17 protein-coding genes and 6 pseudogenes are annotated in these 19,605 nt (G+C 38.7%); 15 read left to right on the top strand and 8 right to left on the bottom strand.

The window, feature by feature from the left end; genetic code table 11:
- Nucleotides 1-122 precede the first annotated feature (122 nt).
- Nucleotides 123-835, top strand: a pseudogene (locus ACIROD_RS02015) (GntP family permease); the annotation flags it as partial.
- A 184-nt stretch (nt 836-1,019) separates the two neighbouring features.
- On the opposite strand, the gene moaA reads toward ACIROD_RS02015, so the two are convergent.
- Complete coding sequence (moaA, locus tag ACIROD_RS02010) at nt 1,020-2,033, bottom strand: GTP 3',8-cyclase MoaA (protein WP_402937436.1); 1,014 nt, start codon at nt 2,031-2,033, stop codon at nt 1,020-1,022.
- A 411-nt stretch (nt 2,034-2,444) separates the two neighbouring features.
- The gene (locus ACIROD_RS02005; protein WP_048683094.1) at nt 2,445-2,663 is read right to left on the bottom strand and encodes a hypothetical protein; all 219 of its coding nucleotides are present in this window, start codon (nt 2,661-2,663) and stop codon (nt 2,445-2,447) included.
- 260 nt (nt 2,664-2,923) lie between these two features.
- Between ACIROD_RS02005 and fdhF the strand changes: the two genes are divergently transcribed.
- From fdhF to ACIROD_RS01980, 5 genes and pseudogenes are all read left to right on the top strand, one after another.
- Complete coding sequence (fdhF, locus tag ACIROD_RS02000) at nt 2,924-5,905, top strand: formate dehydrogenase subunit alpha (protein ID WP_402937433.1); 2,982 nt, start codon at nt 2,924-2,926, stop codon at nt 5,903-5,905.
- On the top strand, nt 5,880-6,398 hold the full coding sequence (locus tag ACIROD_RS01995) for a helical membrane plugin domain-containing protein (protein WP_063575957.1): 519 nt from the start codon (nt 5,880-5,882) through the stop codon (nt 6,396-6,398). The genes fdhF and ACIROD_RS01995 overlap by 26 nt, the downstream gene beginning before the upstream one ends.
- Nucleotides 6,398-6,658: a heavy-metal-associated domain-containing protein gene (locus ACIROD_RS01990; protein ID WP_402937431.1), complete on the top strand. Its 261-nt coding sequence runs from the start codon at nt 6,398-6,400 to the stop codon at nt 6,656-6,658. The genes ACIROD_RS01995 and ACIROD_RS01990 overlap by 1 nt, the downstream gene beginning before the upstream one ends.
- 922 nt (nt 6,659-7,580) lie before the next feature.
- Nucleotides 7,581-7,643: pseudogene (locus tag ACIROD_RS01985) on the top strand (IS3 family transposase); the annotation flags it as partial.
- A 263-nt stretch (nt 7,644-7,906) separates the two neighbouring features.
- Nucleotides 7,907-8,170: an integrase core domain-containing protein gene (locus ACIROD_RS01980; RefSeq protein ID WP_402937429.1), complete on the top strand. Its 264-nt coding sequence runs from the start codon at nt 7,907-7,909 to the stop codon at nt 8,168-8,170.
- 207 nt (nt 8,171-8,377) lie between these two features.
- Here the strand turns inward: ACIROD_RS01980 and ACIROD_RS01975 are convergent, their stop codons facing one another.
- The 3 genes from ACIROD_RS01975 to hxlA (ACIROD_RS01965) all read right to left on the bottom strand — a co-directional run bounded on the left by ACIROD_RS01975 (nt 8,378) and on the right by hxlA (ACIROD_RS01965) (nt 10,444).
- Nucleotides 8,378-9,094 (bottom strand): 3-ketoacyl-ACP reductase, encoded by a 717-nt coding sequence (locus tag ACIROD_RS01975; RefSeq protein ID WP_402937427.1) that lies wholly within the window; start codon nt 9,092-9,094, stop codon nt 8,378-8,380.
- Nucleotides 9,095-9,231: 137 nt separating this feature from the next.
- Nucleotides 9,232-9,789 carry a 6-phospho-3-hexuloisomerase gene (gene hxlB, locus ACIROD_RS01970; RefSeq protein ID WP_402937425.1) on the bottom strand — a complete coding sequence of 186 codons (558 nt, stop codon included), beginning with the start codon at nt 9,787-9,789 and terminating at the stop codon, nt 9,232-9,234.
- Nucleotides 9,790-9,796: 7 nt separating this feature from the next.
- On the bottom strand, nt 9,797-10,444 hold the full coding sequence (hxlA, locus tag ACIROD_RS01965) for a 3-hexulose-6-phosphate synthase (RefSeq protein WP_048883203.1): 648 nt from the start codon (nt 10,442-10,444) through the stop codon (nt 9,797-9,799).
- 222 nt (nt 10,445-10,666) lie between these two features.
- Here hxlA (ACIROD_RS01965) and ACIROD_RS01960 point away from each other — a divergent pair, with 222 nt between their 5' ends.
- The 5 genes and pseudogenes from ACIROD_RS01960 (at nt 10,667) to ACIROD_RS01940 (ending at nt 14,087) form a co-directional block, all read left to right on the top strand.
- Entirely contained in the window at nt 10,667-11,032 is a 366-nt protein-coding gene (locus ACIROD_RS01960; RefSeq protein ID WP_056519732.1) for a winged helix-turn-helix transcriptional regulator, read from the top strand.
- 212 nt (nt 11,033-11,244) lie between these two features.
- A pseudogene (locus ACIROD_RS01955) lies at nt 11,245-11,475 on the top strand (YitT family protein); the annotation flags it as partial.
- A 159-nt stretch (nt 11,476-11,634) separates the two neighbouring features.
- Nucleotides 11,635-12,133 (top strand): annotated as a pseudogene (locus ACIROD_RS01950) (type 1 glutamine amidotransferase domain-containing protein).
- A 96-nt stretch (nt 12,134-12,229) separates the two neighbouring features.
- Nucleotides 12,230-12,946, top strand: a complete 717-nt coding sequence (locus tag ACIROD_RS01945) for an SDR family oxidoreductase (protein WP_402937422.1) — start codon at nt 12,230-12,232, stop codon at nt 12,944-12,946.
- A 250-nt stretch (nt 12,947-13,196) separates the two neighbouring features.
- Nucleotides 13,197-14,087, top strand: coding sequence for an aldo/keto reductase (locus ACIROD_RS01940; RefSeq protein ID WP_402937420.1), 891 nt, complete (start codon nt 13,197-13,199; stop codon nt 14,085-14,087).
- 331 nt (nt 14,088-14,418) lie between these two features.
- Here the strand turns inward: ACIROD_RS01940 and ACIROD_RS01935 are convergent.
- Nucleotides 14,419-14,651, bottom strand: a pseudogene (locus ACIROD_RS01935) (recombinase family protein); the annotation flags it as partial.
- Nucleotides 14,652-14,809: 158 nt separating this feature from the next.
- On the opposite strand from ACIROD_RS01935, the gene ACIROD_RS01930 reads away from it, so the two are divergent.
- Nucleotides 14,810-15,244 (top strand): OsmC family protein, encoded by a 435-nt coding sequence (locus ACIROD_RS01930; RefSeq protein ID WP_402937418.1) that lies wholly within the window; start codon nt 14,810-14,812, stop codon nt 15,242-15,244.
- A 254-nt stretch (nt 15,245-15,498) separates the two neighbouring features.
- On the opposite strand, the pseudogene ACIROD_RS01925 reads toward ACIROD_RS01930, so the two are convergent.
- Nucleotides 15,499-15,696 (bottom strand): annotated as a pseudogene (locus tag ACIROD_RS01925) (6-phospho-3-hexuloisomerase); the annotation flags it as partial.
- 8 nt (nt 15,697-15,704) lie between these two features.
- Entirely contained in the window at nt 15,705-16,337 is a 633-nt protein-coding gene (hxlA, locus tag ACIROD_RS01920) for a 3-hexulose-6-phosphate synthase (RefSeq protein ID WP_098371994.1), read from the bottom strand.
- 206 nt (nt 16,338-16,543) lie between these two features.
- Between hxlA (ACIROD_RS01920) and ACIROD_RS01915 the strand changes: the two genes are divergently transcribed.
- The 3 genes from ACIROD_RS01915 (at nt 16,544) to ACIROD_RS01905 (ending at nt 19,577) form a co-directional block, all read left to right on the top strand.
- Nucleotides 16,544-16,909: a winged helix-turn-helix transcriptional regulator gene (locus tag ACIROD_RS01915; protein WP_057219136.1), complete on the top strand. Its 366-nt coding sequence runs from the start codon at nt 16,544-16,546 to the stop codon at nt 16,907-16,909.
- A gap of 1,358 nt (nt 16,910-18,267) precedes the next feature.
- Nucleotides 18,268-18,591, top strand: coding sequence for an ArsR/SmtB family transcription factor (locus tag ACIROD_RS01910; protein ID WP_402940068.1), 324 nt, complete (start codon nt 18,268-18,270; stop codon nt 18,589-18,591).
- Nucleotides 18,592-18,611: 20 nt separating this feature from the next.
- On the top strand, nt 18,612-19,577 hold the full coding sequence (locus ACIROD_RS01905; RefSeq protein WP_230175770.1) for a TIGR03571 family LLM class oxidoreductase: 966 nt from the start codon (nt 18,612-18,614) through the stop codon (nt 19,575-19,577).
- Nucleotides 19,578-19,605 lie beyond the last annotated feature (28 nt).

The raw sequence follows: 19,605 nt of genomic DNA, 5'->3' as shown, positions 1-19,605 counted from the left end.
GCGATCATCCCTAACTTGATAAGCCTTTCCTGTTTGCTATAATTACCCTGTTCGTAAACGTACACTTAACGGCAGTTGCTGCAGAAACAGTAATTCCATTACCGGTTCCTTTAGTTGTTAATACAAGTCCAGTACGACAAATATTTGCATTTATACCGCTAGTTTTAGTGGGTTGGCGAATAAACTTTTTACTATTTCTATTTCGATATGGTATCCAGAGGGATTTGACTTTTCCAAGATAGGATTAGATTTGTTTGGGAAAGTAGATCTTGCGACAGTAACAGGTATTTGGTCTGTCGAACTAGCTCTAGTATTAGGTATTATTGCAACAGTTGCTTACGATTGGGGACGTGTTACAACGGGGTTTCAACAAGGCATTAATGCCAGTATTGGTGGAGCGTTACTAGCAGCTATGAATACTGCTTCTGAATTTGGTGGGGTCATTGCTTCATTACCAGGATTCGCAACTGTACGTGATGGTATTTCACACACTTTTACGAATCCACTTGTAAATGGGGCCGTTACAACAAACGAGTTATCTGGTATTACTGGTTCTTCGTCTGGTGGAATGGGAATTGCGCTTAGTGCGATGGGAGATAAGTATATACAAGCTATTAATCAATATAATATTCCTCCCGATGTAATGCACCATGTCATAGCGATAGCATCAAGCGGGATGGATTCGTTACCTCATAACGGCGCTGTTATTACCTTACTTGCGGTTACAGGCTTAACACACAAACAATCATATGGAGATATCTTTGTGATTACAATTTTTAAGACACTAGCAGCATTTGTAATTATTTTAGTCTACAGCTCAACTGGATTAGTCTAATAATAAAAAGGAATTAGAAGACCATGATAAATTGTACTTAAAGTAACGATATTTTACTTCAATACTAGAAGCTGATTAGCAGCTCTTTTTTGTATGAAAACAAATAAGCCCTCCATAATCAAATTTTTGAATTAGGAATGGAAACGTTGCCATCCCTTTATGATTGAGGAGAACTTGCTGTTTGTCACCCGCCTATGAATGACATTTCGATTTTATCCTGTTTTTTCACTGTTCCCGCTGACCGCTCATCCGAATAGCGGTCGTCCCTCTGGTTCCAAAGTGAAATGATGAAGCAAGTCAATTCTTCATCTGACATCTTGGAACGGAGCAATGACTTTAAGTCATGCCCCTTTCCATTAAACAGGCATGTATATAAACTTCCGTTAGCAGAAAGACGAGCACGAGTGCAACTGGAACAAAAAGACTCAGACATGGATGTTATAAACCCCAATTCGGTTGTAGTTCCCTTATACCGGAAGCGTTTTGCCACTTCTCCAAAATAATCTTCTTCAACTGGTTCAAGATCGAATTTTGCTTGGAGAATCTCGAGTAACTCTTTTTTTGTAAGTACATTCTTCATCTGCCAGCCATTTGTATGTCCGACGTCCATGAATTCTATATAGCGTAATTGAATACCTTCTTCTCTACAAAATTGTGCCATTGGAAGTATTTGGGATTGATTGATTTCTTTTTTCACTACCATATTCACTTTAACTCCAAGGCCTGCTTCTTTGGCAGCAGCTATACCTTCTATGACAGGCTTTATCCCTATACCCCTGCCGTTCATCTGCTTAAAAAGTTCATCATCCAGGCTATCTAAACTGATATTCACCCTCTTTAATCCCGCTGATTTCAAATTCCCGGCTTGTTTTTTCAGAAAAACACCATTTGTAGTCAAACCGATATCTTCTATACCTTCAATTTTGACGAGCTTTGAAATAAGAGTTGTAAGGTCTTTCCGCAGTAAAGGTTCCCCGCCTGTCAATCTTAGTTTTATAACTCCCAAGCTTGCAAATATTTTAGAAAGCCTTACGATTTCCTTAAATGACAAGAGCTCACTTTTAGGCAAAAATTGAAAATTATCATGAAAAATTTCAGCAGGCATACAATACTGGCAGCGAAAGTTACACCGATCTATGACGGAAATCCTTAAATCCCTTAGTGGTCTGTCCAATGAATCTTTTATATGACGGTTCACTTAACCACTCCCAGCCCAAAGTATTAGAAAAAACAGATCATAAAAAGTGGCGCCATGGTCTAAAGCTTTTTGGCGTTCACTTTCAGTTAAAGAGCCCATGAATAGTTTTCTACTTCCAAAAAGGTTATTAATGTATATGCATCTAACATCAAATAATTAAGAGTATCAGTAAAATTTTTAACAGATTCCTCAAACTCTTTGCTTCTTTGCTTATTCTTAGCCCTTTTAAAACACTCATTAACTTAAATTGTTTAGGTTTTCTGACAGACCACTGGAAGTTAATGGACTAGCTTAAGGTAATCAAAGATACATCAGAAGGACCCCATCAAGATGGGGCCATTTTACCGTTTAAAAAGGGAGAAAAAACACTTTACTCTGGGAAATAATTAGAGAAGTGGGGACAGTCCCCCATTATGGCAGCATGTAAATGGTGTTGTGCGGTGGCTGTTCCAGTTTTGATTGTCGGAGGCGTCCTTCTTGTACAAGTTCCTGCAATCCTTTTTCGATATGGGAGATGGAGGTTTCTAGGAGGTCTGCAACTTTCACCGTAGAGATGCTCATGTATTTTGGTTTCTTTGATGAGGACATGATCATTGATTGAACTAGTTGTAAAAGAATTTCTTTTTCCATAGCTTCGGTTCGCCTGCCTTCAGTTAAATTTCTTTATATATGTAGACTCGATTCGCTATCAACAAATCATCTTATAAACTTGCCAAAAAAGAAAGGATTAATACACAGAGGCTTTAGAATAATTTTTAAGGCTGTAAAAATATAATTTATTTTATTCATATCCTTTTTGGGAATACTAGGATGAATCAACAGCATTTGCTGGTGTATGGCTTAATTTATAAAATAATTCAGCTTAACGGCAGCAAGATAGGAGGAATCACATGTCTGACCATTCTTTTTCCATCCGAATCAACGAAAAGGAATTAACAGCACAGCCAGGTCAAACGATATTGCAAGTCGCCCAAAGTCATGAATTGTACATTCCAAGCATTTGTTATCATCCCGATCTGGGGACAATCCAAACCTGTGATACATGTTTTGTGCAGGTGGGTGGGGAATTAGTCCGTGCTTGCTCGACAAAGGCTGTTCCAGGTTTGACGGTTGATACAATGTCAAAGTCTGTTAAGGATGCCCAGTATGAAGCGATGTCACGGATCCTAGAAAATCATGAACTGTATTGTACTGTTTGTGATAATAATAACGGCAATTGTACCGTCCATAATACTGCTGAATACCTAGAGATTGAGCATCAGAAATATGAATTTAGAGAAAAACCCTACCCTCCGGATAATTCCCATCCATTCTATAGGTATGAACCGGATCAATGTATTTTGTGCGGCCGGTGTGTTGAAGCCTGTCAGGATTTACAGGTCAATGAAACCTTAGCGATTGATTGGGGAAGAGAAAGACCAAGGGTTATCTGGGATAATGATGTTCCAATCGATGAGTCTTCTTGTGTATCCTGTGGACACTGTGTGAACGTGTGTCCTTGTAACGCTTTAATGGAGAAATCCATGCTCGGTGAAGCAGGCTTCTTAACAAAGCTGCCGGCTCCAATTTTAGAGCCTATGGTTGATTTAATTAAAGAAGTGGAGCCTGGATATAAAGAAATTTTTGCGATATCAGAAGTGGAAGCTGCCATGAGGAAAGCACGGATTAAGAGGACTAAGACGGTTTGTACATATTGCGGTGTTGGCTGCAGCTTTGAAGTATGGACAAAGGACAGGCAGATTTTAAAAATCGAGCCTACCCATGAAGCTCCCGTTAACGGCATTTCAACCTGTGTTAAAGGAAAATGGGGCTGGGATTTTGTTAACAGTGACCAGCGCTTAACCAAGCCTTTAATTCGTAAAAACGGAGAGTTTGAAGAAGCAACCTGGGATGAAGCGTTAAATCTGATTTCAAGTAAGCTTACGGAAATAAAGGAAGAGCATGGCTCGGAGTCCATTGGAGTGATCGCTTCTTCCAAGTGCTCCAATGAAGAAAACTTCTTGGCGCAAAAATTTGCACGTGCGGTTATCGGAACAAACAATATCGACAACTGCTCTAGATACTGCCAATCTCCGGCTACTGCAGGGCTCTTAAGGACAGTAGGGTTGGGAGGCGATTCTGGAACTATCCAGGATATTGAAACTACAGACTTGGTTATTGTAATTGGAGCAAATCCAGCAGAATCACATCCAGTCCTCGCTACACGCGTAAAACGGGCTCATAAGCTATTTGGACAAAAATTAATAGTAGCTGATATAAGAGAGCATGAGCTAGCACAGCGTGCGGATTTCCTCATGCATCCTAAGCCTAGTTCTGATTTAATCTGGATTTCTGCCGTAACGAAATACATCATCGATCAAGGTTGGCATGATAAAGAGTTCCTGGCAAATCGTGTATCAGGCGTAGAAGGGTATATTAAAACACTGGATAAATTCACCTTAAGCTACGCAGAAGAGATGACAGGACTTTCGCAGGAGGAATTAATCAAGGCAGCTACAATGATTCATGAAGCTAATTCAGCCTGTATCCTCTGGGCTATGGGAATTACCCAGCATTCCGGCGCTACAGACGCAAGCACAGCCATTTCGAATTTATTGCTGATTACGGGAAATTATGGCCGTCCAGGTACAGGTGCCTATCCGTTAAGAGGCCACAATAACGTACAGGGAGCCTGTGATTTCGGTACAATGCCATCATGGTTTCCAGGTTATGAGCCAGTCGGAAATGCCGAGGTTAGAGAAAAGTATGAAAAAGCATGGGGTGTTGAAATTCCAAAAGATCCTGGAATGGACAACCACCACATGGTAGAGGCCATCCACAAAGGAAAATTAAAATCCCTGTATCTATTTGGAGAAGAAATGGGGCTTGTGGATGCAAACTCGAACCATGTTCAGAGTGCATTTGAAAAATTAGATTTCTTTGTCGTACAGGACATTTTCTTCTCAAAAACTGCTCAATTTGCCGATGTTGTATTACCGGCATCGCCTTCACTAGAAAAAGATGGGACATTTGTAAATACGGAACGTCGCATTCAAAGGTTCTATAAAGTGTTTGATCCTCTGGGCGAATCGAAACCTGACTGGCAGATTTTCCAGGAAGTGGCCAACCGGATGGGTGCCAATTGGAATTATTCGCATCCAAGTGAAATTATGGATGAAGCAGCTAGTCTTGCTGTCCTATTTGCCGGTGTGAGCTATGACCGTCTTGAAGGCTTTAACAGCCAGGTTTGGCCGGTTCATAAAGATGGAACGGACACACCTCTATTATATGAAGACAAATTTGCCTTTGCGGATGGAAAGGCAAGGCTGTTCGCTGTTGACTGGACTCCTCCATATATGGCAGGAGAAGAATATGATCTCCATTTAAACAATGGGCGTTTACTTGAGCACTTCCATGAAGGAAATATGACGTACCGGACAGAAGGACTTATCCATAAGGTACCTGGCACATGGCTCGAAGTATCGCACGAATTGGCGGAGGAACGCAATCTCAGTGACGGTACATTAGTTAGATTAAGTTCACCATATGGACAGGTTAAAGTAAGGACGCTTGTTACGGACCGGGTGAAAGGCAAGGAAATTTACCTCACGATGAACAGCTTTGAGGACGATGAAGCAGTCAATTACCTGACAAGCAGCTATCATGATCTAGTTACACATACTCCTGCATATAAGGAAATTGGTGTTAAAATGGAGATTTTAGAAGCAACGGGTGAACCGCCATTGCCTAAGCATAACCACCGATTCGGCAACAGGAATCCGCAGATCAGCGTTCGAGTAGAGGAAAAATGGCAGCGTGACGATTTTCAAGCGATAGAAGAGTTATTTGGAAATGGGGGGGAAGCAAATGGCGAAAGCAATCAGGCAAATTAATAAACATGTGCCAAATACGATGGAAGAACAAGCTCAGTCAATCGGGGAAATATTAAAAGCCCTTGCTGATAACAAAGAAGGGATTCTTTCCGCACTCGCTATTTTAAAGAATCTGCAGGAAATCGGGATTCTCGATGCGCTTCATGCCATTTTGGAAAATCGTACAGACGTCGGGGTTATTGCCATGCAGCAAGTTAACCAGCCTGGTATGCATAACACGATCAAAAATGCCATTTACCTTTTCAATTTCATGGGCACCTTAAAACCGGACCAGCTGCAATCTATGCTGGGCGGTGTTACAAAAGGCCTTGACCATATGGGCGAAAGCATCAAAAACCATGAAAAACACAGCTTATGGAAATTAGGTAAAAGCTTGAGAGATCCAGAAATCAAAGCGGCGATGACAACCATGGTTGAATTCCTTCATGGCATGGGTGAATCATTTACACAGCATCCTTCACAGGAACTTCATCCAGAAGGAGGACAAGGGTAATGGAAGAACAAGGTGTTATCAAGATTCATGGACCGCTATCGGAAAAAGATTCCGACGAAATCATTCGGTCATTAAACGATGTATGGGGCATTCTCCGGGCGGATGTAAATAAAGAAAGCGGAGAAGCAAGAATTGGCTATGATAAAAATGCCGCTTCATTCCAGGATTTTCAACAGGCCATCAGAGACTCAGGCTATGATATAAAAACGGAAAACCAAAAATCACCTCATTTAGAGGAGGAAGATTATGCAGATTTGTGAATTATGCGGCAGTGAGCAGGAAATGGAAACCGAAGAAACAGAATCAGAAAGAACCAGAATTCTTCATATCTGTGAAAACTGCCAGAACGACAGAGCGTTCAACTATTTTGACAATTAAAAGAAGACGTGAGAAAAGGGAATCCGATTATGGAATTCCCTTTTTTTATAGCTTGCAAGGCGGAGCCAGCAATTAGAAACACAACGATTTACGACTTTCTTTTACTTTCTGATAAGCACTTACAGCGCTCCAATTTTTTCTCGCAGTACAAAAGAAGGTGTCTTTCAGCTATGGATTCCGTTGGGTTTTATATTAGGTTTCTTTTACTTGTTTCGCAGTAAAAGAAACCATCCATCTAAAATGAAAGCGTGTATTTTAGGACCTTGCATAGCCTTATATCAGTTAATTCTTCAATATGTTAGGTAGTTTTGGTATTCCACTAACGGGTGCTTTTGCTGAAGATCTGAGCTGTCTTTAAGGCAGCTAGTAGAATGAAAAAATAATTCCCCTAATACACCGAGTGGTGCAAACTGTTGATACGTCAATGTTTATAGAGGGAGGTTAGTTTAACTAGGAAACAGTTCATTTAAAGTTATAATCATAAAAAATTAGGGGGGGTAGGTTGGATTGTCTTTCAAAGAAAAGCGAAGTATTACTTGATGAAGAAATTGAAAAGCAGGAATTTGTTAAAATAAAAATTCAATTTACAAAAAGGAATGTTATATTTATGCCCTATTCAATTATTATGCGAAATTGCACATGTAGCAAGAAGCGGATTCTACAAATGGTTAAAACGTAAAATATCCGCTTCTGAAAAGCAACTGGATGATGAAGAGATTAAGAAAAAAATTATAGGATGCTAAAATAAACTCAAAGGAATCTATGGGTATCGAAGGGGAAAAGGTATGGCTGGATTAAACCTACGGTTTAAACCTGAACCACAAGCGTGTCCAGCGTCTTATGCGGGAGCTAGGGTTAAAGTCTTGATTCGGAAAAGGAAACCTTATTACGGGAAGAGAGAAGCATATGTCATTTCTAAAAACCTTCTTAATAGGGATTTTCATGCATCCAGATCTAAGGAGAAATGGGTGACTGACATTACATATTTGATTTTTAATACACAGAGACTTTTCCTATCCGCCATGAGACCTCTTTAACAATGAAATCATTTCTTATCAAGTCAGCCGGAGAAACGACTTAAAACAAAACTTGTAATAGATAACAATAAAAAAAAGCAAAGAAAAAACGGAATGTTAAAGGAATTCTTCTGCATTGCGACCAGGGGTACCAATAAACTTCCCACCAATACAATAACCTATTTAAAAAAATATAAAATGCAATCCAGTATGTCAAGAAAGGGAAACTGCTGGGATAACGCTTGTATGGAGAATTTCTTCAGCCACTTTAAATCGGAGTGTTTCTATATGAACTCTTCCGGTACCTCTGAAGAGGTTCGAGGTGCTGTAAGTATGTATATTCGATTCTATAACCATCATCGCTTCCAGAAAAATTAAACAACCTGAGTCCATATCAATATAGAACTCAGGTTGTTTAATTGGTCTTTTTTATTTCTGTCTATTTGACTGGGGTCACTCCACAATACAGAGATCATCTTCTTTAGGCTGCCTAATCCCTTTTTTTAAAATGTCCTTTACAAAGGGTACACTTTACAACTAGCCTACTTCTTAACCAATAGACAAGAAGAGGCGATCGCTTCTCAATTAAGGATTAGTTGACCATAATCCCGAAGTCTTTACTAGGACTCTTGGATGAAGCTTTAACCCGGCTACAAGCAGCTCTGCTAAATCCTCTGATTGCATAACATTTTCAGGATTTCCACTAATAAGATTGGTTTCAATGGCCAAATCAGTTGCAACTGTACTTGGTGTTAAAGCCGTTACACGGATATTATGCTTTCTTACCTCTAGCATGAGTGATTCCGTTAGTCCTAAAACAGCAAATTTAGAAGCGCTGTAAGCACTTGTAACAGGTGCTCCTTTTTGGCCCGCAGTTGAGGAGATATTCACAATATCTCCTGATTTTCTTTCAATCATCTCAGGTAAAACGGCTCTTGTTACATTATATACACCCATCAAGTTTACTTGGATGATGTTTTCCCATTCTTCAGGAGTTAAATCAAGAAAACCTCCAAATTTAGCTATACCTGCATTGTTGATTAAAATATCAATAGAACCTAGGTCTGATTTGATGTGTTCAACAGCTTGATGAACTGCTTCAAGATTGGCTACATCTGCTGTTGCTGCTGAAACGTTCACATCATATTGCTCTAGTTCCGCAGTTACCTTTTCAAGATTTGACATCGTTAATCCAATCAATCCTAAATGAACTCCTTCTTTTGCTAAAGCAATCGCAGTAGCACGCCCGATTCCTCTGCCTGCCCCAGTAATTAAAGCAGTTTTTCCTTTTAATGAAATCATGCTATCATTCCTTTTAAAAATATTTTAGAATAATTGTTAATAATAACAAAATAATGTTTTAAAGACTAACCAAAAGACCGCAAAGTTTCTTTAATATGTCTGCGGTCTTTTGGTTATTACATTCTTAGGACCATGTTTTATTCAAGATTGGCATGTCTGCCATACATCTTATTGGTATCTAATCCCTTTTTCTCCATGAATCTCAAGATGACGGCATCATAAAAAAGTAAAAGGGTCTGCTCAAATAGTGAGCCCATTGGTTGGATGGTTTTATAATCGCCCTCTGATTGGTCTTTCGGGGATCCAGGCAATTTAATGGTGATATCTGCGAACTGTCCAATAGTGGAATCAGGGAATATCGTGACAGTTGCAATTTTACCACCAATGCTTTTTGCTTTTTCAGCCATGGAGACTAAGCTTTTTGTTTCCCCGGATCCGGATCCGATGATTAAGATATCCTCTTTTTCAAAGTTGGGAGTTACAGTATCACCGATTACATAAGAATCAATTCCCATATGCATCATCCGCATGGCGAAGGATTTGGCCATGAATCCTGATCTGCCTGCACCGGCGACAAAAACCTTTTTCGATTCAAGTATCCCGTTGACGAGTTTTTCAGCTTCTTCATCTGCGATTAAGTCAGCTGAATGATTAAGCTCTTTTAAGATTTCTGCTAAATACTGAGTAGTCTGCATCTTAGGATTAACCTGCTGTAACCGTTTGTTCTTTAATCATTTGTTGCATTTTGGCAGCAGCTGCTTTTTTATCAGCTTGTCCAGTAATCCCGCCGCCTACAATAACAAGGTCTGGATTTACTTTAATGACTTCTGGAAGTGTTTCTAATTTAATGCCGCCGGCGATGGCCGTTTTAGCATTTTTAACCACACTTTTGATAGTTTGTAGATCTTCAAAAGAATTTTTTCCGACTGCTTGAAGATCGTAGCCAGTGTGGACACAAATATAATCCACGCCCATAGTATCCACTTCTTTAGCACGTCCAGCAAGGTCTTTTACCGCAATCATATCGACAAGGACTTTTTTACCTTGTTTTTTCGCTTCTTCTACAGCACCTTTAATCGACATATCTTCAGCCGTTCCAAGAATAGTGATGATATCAGCACCTGCTTCGGAAGCTTTCATCACTTCATAACCAGCAGCATCCATAATTTTCAGGTCTGCTAATACTTTTAAGTTAGGGAATGCTTCTTTTACTGCCTTTACCGCATGGAGACCTTCGTTGATCACAACTGGTGTTCCGATTTCTACGATATCAATATGCTCCTCTACTTCTTTTACCAATTCGATTGCTTCTGGAATGTTGACTAAATCTAATGCTAATTGTAATTCCATCTATGCTTCACTCCTCATAATTTTTTAATTTTGTTGCACAGTAGTAGTAATGCCCATTGTTCACTTTCATTTCTCCTGGCAACCGTAACTAATGCTCTTTTTAACAATGGTACAGTGTTAGTATAATGTGTATATTGAAAGTGTGAAAGTACGCACTTTTTTTTTACATAGTGTTAAAAAGTATACTATGAGTTATTCTATATAGAAGTGGAGGTGAAACAAATGTCACGTATGCAGGACAAAATGTTTAACTGTGAAAAAGAATTAACGCTTTATGTTATTGGCGGTAAATGGAAAATGCTGATTTTGTGGCATTTAGGAAAAGAGGGAACGAAGCGATTTGGTGAGTTGAAGGCTCTTATGCCGGGCATTACTCAACGAATGCTTGTTAACCAATTACGCGAGCTAGAAGAAGACCTCATTGTTGAACGAAAAGTCTATCCTGTTGTTCCGCCAAAAGTAGAATATTCATTGACCGAACAAGGAAAAAGCTTAATGCCAATACTCGATTCCATGTATGAATGGGGTAAAAACTATATGGAGAATGTGATGGATACTCCTGCCAATAAAAGTGCGTCTATTAAATAGCAATCATTCTAAAAAGAGGGGATTAAAAACCACAAGTAGACTTTTAATAAGTCAAGACTTGTGGTTTTTTTATTTGCAATGATCCAGTTCATAAAGGAAATAAAGGTGTACATTCTGGAAAAAGGTAAATAATATTCCTGTGTTGTAAAGGATTTTAGCTGAACTATTTTATAGTAAGGAATCAAGAATAATACATATTTTCAGGTGAGATGATGAAAAAATTTGTTGAGTATGTTTTTTTTACTTTGGGGGCGTCAATCGTTGCTATGGGATTAGAAACGATGTTAGCACCAAACGGGCTAGTAGATGGTGGTGTAACAGCGTTATCGATTATGGGCAATGCTTTTTGGGGAATCCCAATTTATGTTGTATTTTTCGGCTTAAATATTCCTATCTTAATTTTTACAGCTAAAGAAGTGGGTAAAACCTTTGTCATTAGAACTCTATAGAAGTATCTGTAGAGGATATGAAAAAAATCTACATCGCGGCTTACAACGGAGATAAAATCAACTTCTAATGAAGATAATCACAGCATGGCACAGAAATGAATATTTTTACTTCTGTTTTGTCATTGAAAGGAGGTGAATGAGCATGAGTAAAAAATTGCTACACTTATAACAAACCTATTTGAAGATGTGGAGTACATTGGACCAGCACAAGCCTTTAAAGAAGCTGGTCATGAAGTTATCACGATTGACAAACAATCAGGTAACCAAAACTGGTAAAAAAGGCACAACCGTAAAAATTGATAAATCCATTGATGAAGTTCATCCTGCAGACTTTGATGCGTTGCTTATCCCTGGTGGATTCTCTCCCGATTTATTGCGTGAAGACGATCGTTTTGGTGAATTTGCAAAAGCATTTATACAAGATGGAAAACCTGTTTTTGCTATTTGTCATGGACCACAAGTGTTAATCGATACAGACCTTTTAAAAGGTGTCGACATCACTGGCTATAAATCCATTCGAAACGATTTGAAAAATGCTGGTGCAAATTTTAAAGACGAAGAAGTTGTCATCAGCAAAAATATTGTAACAGGTCGAGAACCAAAAGATATTCCAGCATTTAATCGTGAATCACTTAAACTTTTAGCTAAATAATGCTGATGTAAAAACGTAAATATTTCTGACTTGCGGATTCTTTAATCAGAATCCACAAGTTGGTTAAACAAACGTATGAATAAAGGAGGAATTGCGTTGTCATTAAAAGGAAAAAGAGTGGTTGTTTTAGGAGGTACATCTGGTATTGGTTTAGCCGCTGCTAGGGCGTTTATCGATGAATCCGCTCAAGTTATTATTGCTAGCCGTTCTGCTTCAAAATTATCTGACGCAAAAGTGAAGCTTGGTGGTAACGTAGAGGGCTATGAAATCGACTTTCGCAGCGAGGAAAAGGTTGCAGACTTTTTCAAGAAGGTTGGGAAATTTGATCACCTGGTGGTTACTGCAGGTGAAGGCGCCATGGGTCACTTTAGCGAACTGCCTGTTGCAACCGTGAGAGAGGCTTTTGATAGTAAGTTCTGGGGGCAGTATATTTCGGTTCGCGCTGCTCTTCCATACTTGAATAATGAAAGTTCTATTACATTAACTTCTGGTGTATATGGTGTGCGTCCTCCTCAAGGTGCAACGACGCTAGCTTCCATTAATTCAGCAATCGATGGATTAGTACGAGGACTTTCAGTAGATCTGGCACCCATCAGAGTAAACGTAGTATCACCTGGTATCGTTGACACTCCTCTTTACGGCGGAATGCCAGAAGATCAAAGACAAGATATGTACCATGGGATTGCTAAGCAATTACCTGTCGGACGTGTTGCTCAACCTAGAGATATTGCTGAAACCTATGTTTACCTAGTGAAAAATGGGTTTACAACTGGCACATCGGTTCTTATTGATGGAGGAGCTCATCTGATCTAATCCATTTGATATCAAAGTCGATTGATAAATTGATTTAGAATAGATGAGGATGACTCAAAGTGTCAGACACTTATAGGCCATCCTCACTTATTTGTTTTTTGCACAGACGGAAGCAGAAATGGCCATATCATGCAACAAAGAAGGGCTTTTTTGGTTGCGGAAATTTTAAATATATGCGTACTTTATACGAAGAGACGTTAACATTCTACTTCTATGATACCCAAATACATAAAAGAAAGGGTCGAGCCTAATGGAAGAAAAGAAAAGAGCGGAAATTAAAAATGCTTTAGACAAACACGTGGTAACCCTGCCTGACGGCACTTCTTTACCTAGTCTAGGACAAGGAACATGGTACATGGGGGAAAATCCCCAAGTGAGAGACAAAGAAATAAAAGCCTTGCAGCTCGGCTTAGAATTGGGTATGAAACTTATTGACACTGCTGAAATGTACGGAAATGGAGACTCTGAACGCTTAGTTGGCAAAGCCATTAAAGGGCGCAGAAATGAAGTCTTTTTAGTCTCAAAAGTGTATCCCCATCATGCAGGTTTAGATAAGATTTCAAAAGCATGTGAAAACAGCTTAAAACGACTAGGAACAGACCACTTGGACTTATATCTTCTCCACTGGAGAGGACGTGTTCCTTTAGAGGATACAATTGAAGGAATGGAAAAACTACGTGAAGAAGGGAAAATTTTAAGATGGGGCGTCTCTAATTTTGACACGGTTGATATGGAAGAACTATGGAACACTAAGCATGGAAAAAATTGTGTGACGAACCAAGTGCTATACCATTTAGGTTCAAGAGGAATCGACTTCGATCTCTTACCATGGCAGCGTGAACATAACATGCCAATCATGGCCTATAGTCCCCTTGCTCAAGGAGGCTCTTTAAGAAGACAGCTTTTAAACGATCCAGCTATTCATGATATTGCTGACAAATACAATGTCCAACCATTACAAATCGCTCTTGCTTGGACCATCCGTTCGAATAACGTCATCTCTATTCCAAAGGCGGTTCAAGATGAACATGTTTTAGCAAATGCTGAAGCAGCAGCAATTGAGTTTACTGAAGAAGATCTCAGTAGAATAGATCAAGTATTTCCTAAACCTACTAGGAAAATGCCATTGGATATTATTTGAAAATTCACTTTAAAGAGGGAATATTGTTTGAGTTGCTGACAATCTAATAGGAATTTCAAAAAAACTGTGTAGAATTTATTCCATACAGTTTTTTTATCGGGGAAGTTTAATATCCTTTTCGAATTATTCCCGCATAACGTAGTAGTGCTAATTGGACGGCAAAGCCTAATCGATTGTAGTCCCGCGATGACAATGAATCGTCGATAAAAGGTATTTGGCTTTAAATCAAGACGCTTCATTCCTTCTGTCGAAGTAATAAATCCAGATTTCCACTCATCATACACCTGAATGAAATCAGCATTGATCTTGTACTTACGTCGCCCGAATTTCACTCCCTTATTCTTTGCTACTTCAATTCCTTCAGCCTGCCGTTGTCTATTTTTTTTACGTTCTTGCTCAGCGACATAAGAAAGTAGACTAAAAATTGGTCCTCCATTAACTTCCCAAGATCACCATTCCCCGGAATTTCCGGCTATCAAAAAGCGTCTCATTCTCTAATACCACAATATCTGCGTTTAACTTTCGAGTAATATACTTCCACTCTCGAATAATACCATCATAATCCGTTAAACTACTTTTTGTACCGACTGGTAGGTACTGATTAAAACGTAAAAAAATGTTCTTCTTGTCTTTTAACGAAGTGATTGCGATACCCATCGAGTAAAAACATACGTGAATAGGCAAGATATATATGCAATTAATATATTGAAGGAGTGTTAATTATGGGTGATATGAAAATAAATGTGAATGCAATTTGGGATGGTGGGGTAACAGGGAATGGAACCCTTAAAGCGGAGTATCTTGATACAAAAATCGCTATTCCAACATCATTAGGAGGTAGTGGTAACGGAGCAAATCCAAAAGAGGTTCTCGTTGCTTCTGTAACAACTTGTTATGCAGCAACACTGACATTTGTGCTTGAAAGCAGAAAACTTCCTGTAGCGGAACTTACAGTGAACTCTGAGGCAAGTATATCTGATAATGAGTTTAAAATTATCCATTATCCTCACATCGTTTTATCTGCTGGCGCGACAGAAGAACAAATTCAATCTGCACAAAGAGCGACAGAAGCAGCAGATAAAGGGTGCGATGTCGGAAATATATTGAAAAAAGCAGATGTTAAAATTGAAGTTCAAGGTAAAGTTTCTGTGAAATGATATGATTCACCCAAAGATGTAGAAATAATCACTTTTTTGTTCAAATTTATCGATCTTCCACAATGGAGGCATTATCTTCAGTATGGAAAAAAGCCCTATTTCTCAATTTAATGCTGAGAAATTGGGCTTTTTAATATTGGTATTTCCTTAACGTTGTAAATTTGCGTTTTGCTGGTGGTACCCCTTTGAAAAAAATAAAAAGGAGCTAGTGTTATGCAGTTACCTGAAGACTTTAAAAATTTTTTAGGCATAAACCAAGCTACTATCCCCATGTGCATCATTCGCATGGGAAAGGATTTACCCATAAGCCCGGATCTTCCTGCACCCGCTACAAAAACTTTCTTTGATTCAAGAATCCTATTAACCAGTTTTTCAGCTTCTTCGTCAGCTATTAAGTCTACTGAACGATTTAGCTCTTTTATGAATTCAGCTAAATATTGAGAAGTCTGCATGATGGATATTAGCCTTGTTTTACTAATTTTTGTATTTGGGCAGCTGTCCCTTTAATATCAGCTTGTCCAGTGATACCTCCACCAACAATAACAAGGTCAGGTTGTGCTTTAATGACTTCCGGAAGTGTATCTAATTTTATGCCGCCTGCTACAGCAGTTTTTGCATTTTTTACAACACGTTTAATGGTTTGAAGGTCCTCAAAAGAATTTTTTCCAACAGCTTGAAGATCGTAGCCAGTGTGCACACAGATGTAGTCGACGCCAAATGCATCCACTTCTTTAGCACGAGTTTCAAGATCTTTCACAGCGATCATATCAACAAGGATTTTTTTGCCTTGTTTTCTAGCTTCTTCAACAGCCCCTTTGATGGACATATCTTCAGCTGCACCAAGAATCGTGATGATATCAGCGCCAGCTTCAGATGCCTTCATCACTTCATAACCGGCTGCATCCATAATTTTTAGGTCAGCTAATACTTTTAAAGAAGGGAAAGCTTCTTTCATTTCTTTAACAGCCCTAAGCCCTTCATTAATAACCACAGGAGTACCGATTTCTACGATATCAACATATTCCTCCACTTGTTTAACCAATTCAATACCTTCTTGAATGTTTACTAAATCCAGTGCCAATTGTAATTCCATTTATACTTCACTCCTAATAGTATGTTTTAGTTTGTTGCACAGTAAGTATGTCCTCTGGCAATCAATCATTGCGCAGCAAGAAATCATATCGACTGTACAATGTATCGTATACTAAGTATAATATTTTTGTAAGTACGCACTTTAATTTTACATAGTGTTAAAAAGTATACTATGTGATTTAGGATTTATATTTGGAGTTGATTTGAATGACAAGGCTACAGAATAAAACATTCAATTGTGAGAAAGAATTGACCCTTTCTGTTATTGGGGGGAAATGGAAGATGCTTGTTTTATGGCACCTAGGCAAGCAGGGGACCAAGCGTTTTGGTGAACTGAAGGCTCTTATGCCGGGCATCACTCAAAGAATGCTCGTTAACCAGCTTCGAGAGCTGGAAGAAGATCTTATTGTTCATCGCGAAGTCTATCCAATTGTACCTCCCAAAGTGGAATATTCTCTGACAGAACAAGGAGAAAGCCTGATGCCGATTCTTGATTCGATGTATAATTGGGGTAAAAATTATATGGAGAATGTCGTTGGGGGCCAAGTAAAAAGAAAAGAGGATATCAAGTAGAAAAACTATCCCCTCTTTCTTATTCAAAGATGTTTTCTCCTTTTTCTTTACCTTGATATGGTCACGTATCAAATTAAGGTAGAGAAAAGCACAACATTTAATAATCAGTTATTAAAAGCCAAGGTTAGCGATTTTTCTATAGTCGCTGACCTTGGCTTTTTCACATGCACCCGGCATTGGTGCAAATCTCTAGCCATGGTGGTGTACGGTTTGCTTAATGAAGGAGTGTCTACTCAGAGGGGAAAACCTTTTCGTTTTTAGGAATATTATACAAAGACCCAGTAATTGGTATATTTATTACACAATTTTACTGATACTATTTAATTATAAAGTGCGTACTTACACAAAAAATATACGTAATATACTAATTTTAGCAATTGTAAGTTAAGGGAAGGCTATAACAAGCATGAAAAAAACTCATGAGAACATCAAAAGTCTGTCAATGGTGATAGATCTTTAAATAAATCAGTATCTCCATAATTAACTTCTATAATGAAATGAAAATAGATGAATCTTAATAAAAGGGCTTGGAACAAAAGGTACTGTTACATGAAGTGATTAATTTTCATGTAACAGTGCCTTTTGTATGCTGTTGCGTTAACAAAACTTATAAAGAGAGGAGGTACCCATGGAAATGTTCAAAACAAATCAACGAAGGGTTTGTGAAAGATGTTTAACAATCACTACAGATTAATGAAAAATGTCCAAAATGTGGCCATGCTCAATTAAGGCTGTCATCTTTACCCTACAAGCTGGGAGAATTAAACTAGTCTTACATTCAAAAGTAGGATAATGCATAAAGGGGTTCCGGTAGCAAAACGCGGAAAACATACGCTAAGCAAAATTCGACATCAAAAAAGCCGATTTTCCTACTCTAAGGAAGTTCGGCTGTTACTTTTGGATTTACCGTTATATATTGCTTGATATAATCTGGTTACGCCTTCTTTTACTTCTTCATTTTTTGATGCCCAAACCCTAAAATAATTCGATTAGGATGTTTCCATTTTTCTATAGTATTATCTTCTGCTGGAAAAATTCAATTCCAAACTTTTCGATTTCTTCAAGTAACTTTAAAAAATGGGAATCTTTCCATTCAACAATTAGGTGTAAACATGTTAAATAACCAAAATAATCCTTCTTTCTTTGCCACCTGTTCTCTAAGCTGATTTGTGTAGTTCCTTTAAAGCCGTTTCCTAGCCCTGTCTAAAGCATAAAATTTGATTTTGGGTATAAAGGAAAATAATATAGAGATATCGCAAATTATCAATTTCCTTTTGTTCGATTAGTTTATACTCATTCCAAGCAAAATAGATTTTAAGATCAGAAAGGGGCGGGCAACGTTGAATCGGGAATCAAATATGATAAATGACGAACAGGCAGTTGAAATTTTCAAGGCTCTGTCAAATCAAATAAGAGTAAATATTCTGCAAATGTTGAAAGAACCTGATAATAACTTTTCCCCGCAGGCCCATATCATCAAAGAAAAAGGCTTTGATGGCGGGGTTTGTGTTAGTGATATTCGCAGCAAAGTAGGACTATCACAGTCCACTACCTCCCAGTATTTATCTATCCTATTGCAAAGCGGTTTGGTGGAAATGAAACGAATCGGTCAATGGACTTATTATCGACGGAATGAAGAAACCATTAAACAGTTTGAAAAGTATATAGGCTTAAAAATATAACCTTTTAAGGAGGACCAAGAGTGAGTTTTCAAAATCATCGTGCCTATAACAGCATGTACCAGAAAGACAAAATGACACTCGGATTTATCCTCCCGACTGCCAGGATGTCTAAAAATCCGATTATGGAGAATCAGCTGGAGCTTGCCCGTAAAATTGAGGAATATGGCTTTGCTTCATTATGGCTCCGTGATATTACGATGCAGGATTTGAATATTGATGATAACGGCCAAAAGTTCGATTTATGGATTTATTTGACGTATCTTGCTGCCTATACGAAGCACATTGCGTTAGTGACAGGAAGTGTAGTTCTACCTTTGCGCCACCCCGTCAGGGTAGCCAAGGAAGCTGCATCAATTGATCAATTGTTTCCAGGTCGATTGATTATGGGAGTGGCATCAGGGGACAGGGAAAAAGACTTTACAGCTTTAGGGATATCTAAGCAAGAAAGCGGTCCGTTATTTAAAGAAAATTTCGAAATTCTCGACCGGCTGTTAAAAGAAGATCAGCCGACAATCCACAGCCACGCCGGACTTATCGATGGTACAGATATGAGGTTAATCCCAAAGCCTGTATCTTCGATTCCGACCATGGTGACTGGATTTAGCAATCAGTCTATCAATTGGATAGCCAGGAATGGGGATGGGTGGCTTCAATACCCAAGAAGCATTACTCAACAGGCGCAGCTTATCCAGGATTATCGTGCTTTAACTGAAGTTCATGCTCCAGGAGATTTTAAACCCTTCTCTCAAAGCTTGTTCATCAATTTATTGGAAAATCCCGATGAAATGCCTGTCCCCATACCCTTAGGCTATTCCGTAGGAAGAAACCGTTTAGTTGATCTACTTCATCAATTTCAAGCGATTGGTGTCAACCATTTGGCGTTTGTTCTGTATTTTTCCAAGCGCCCTCCAGAGGAAGTAATCCAGGAACTTGGAGAATTTGTTTTACCCTACTTTCCAACCCATAGAGGTACAGGCCAGTTTTAAAAAATTTAATTGTATAAAAGGAGGAAGA

This window comes from Peribacillus sp. NPDC101481 (assembly GCF_044767165.1).
Classification (GTDB): Bacteria; Bacillota; Bacilli; order Bacillales; family DSM-1321; genus Peribacillus.
Note: the sequence above shows the minus strand (reverse complement) of the source record. Positions and strands in the feature narration are given on the sequence as shown.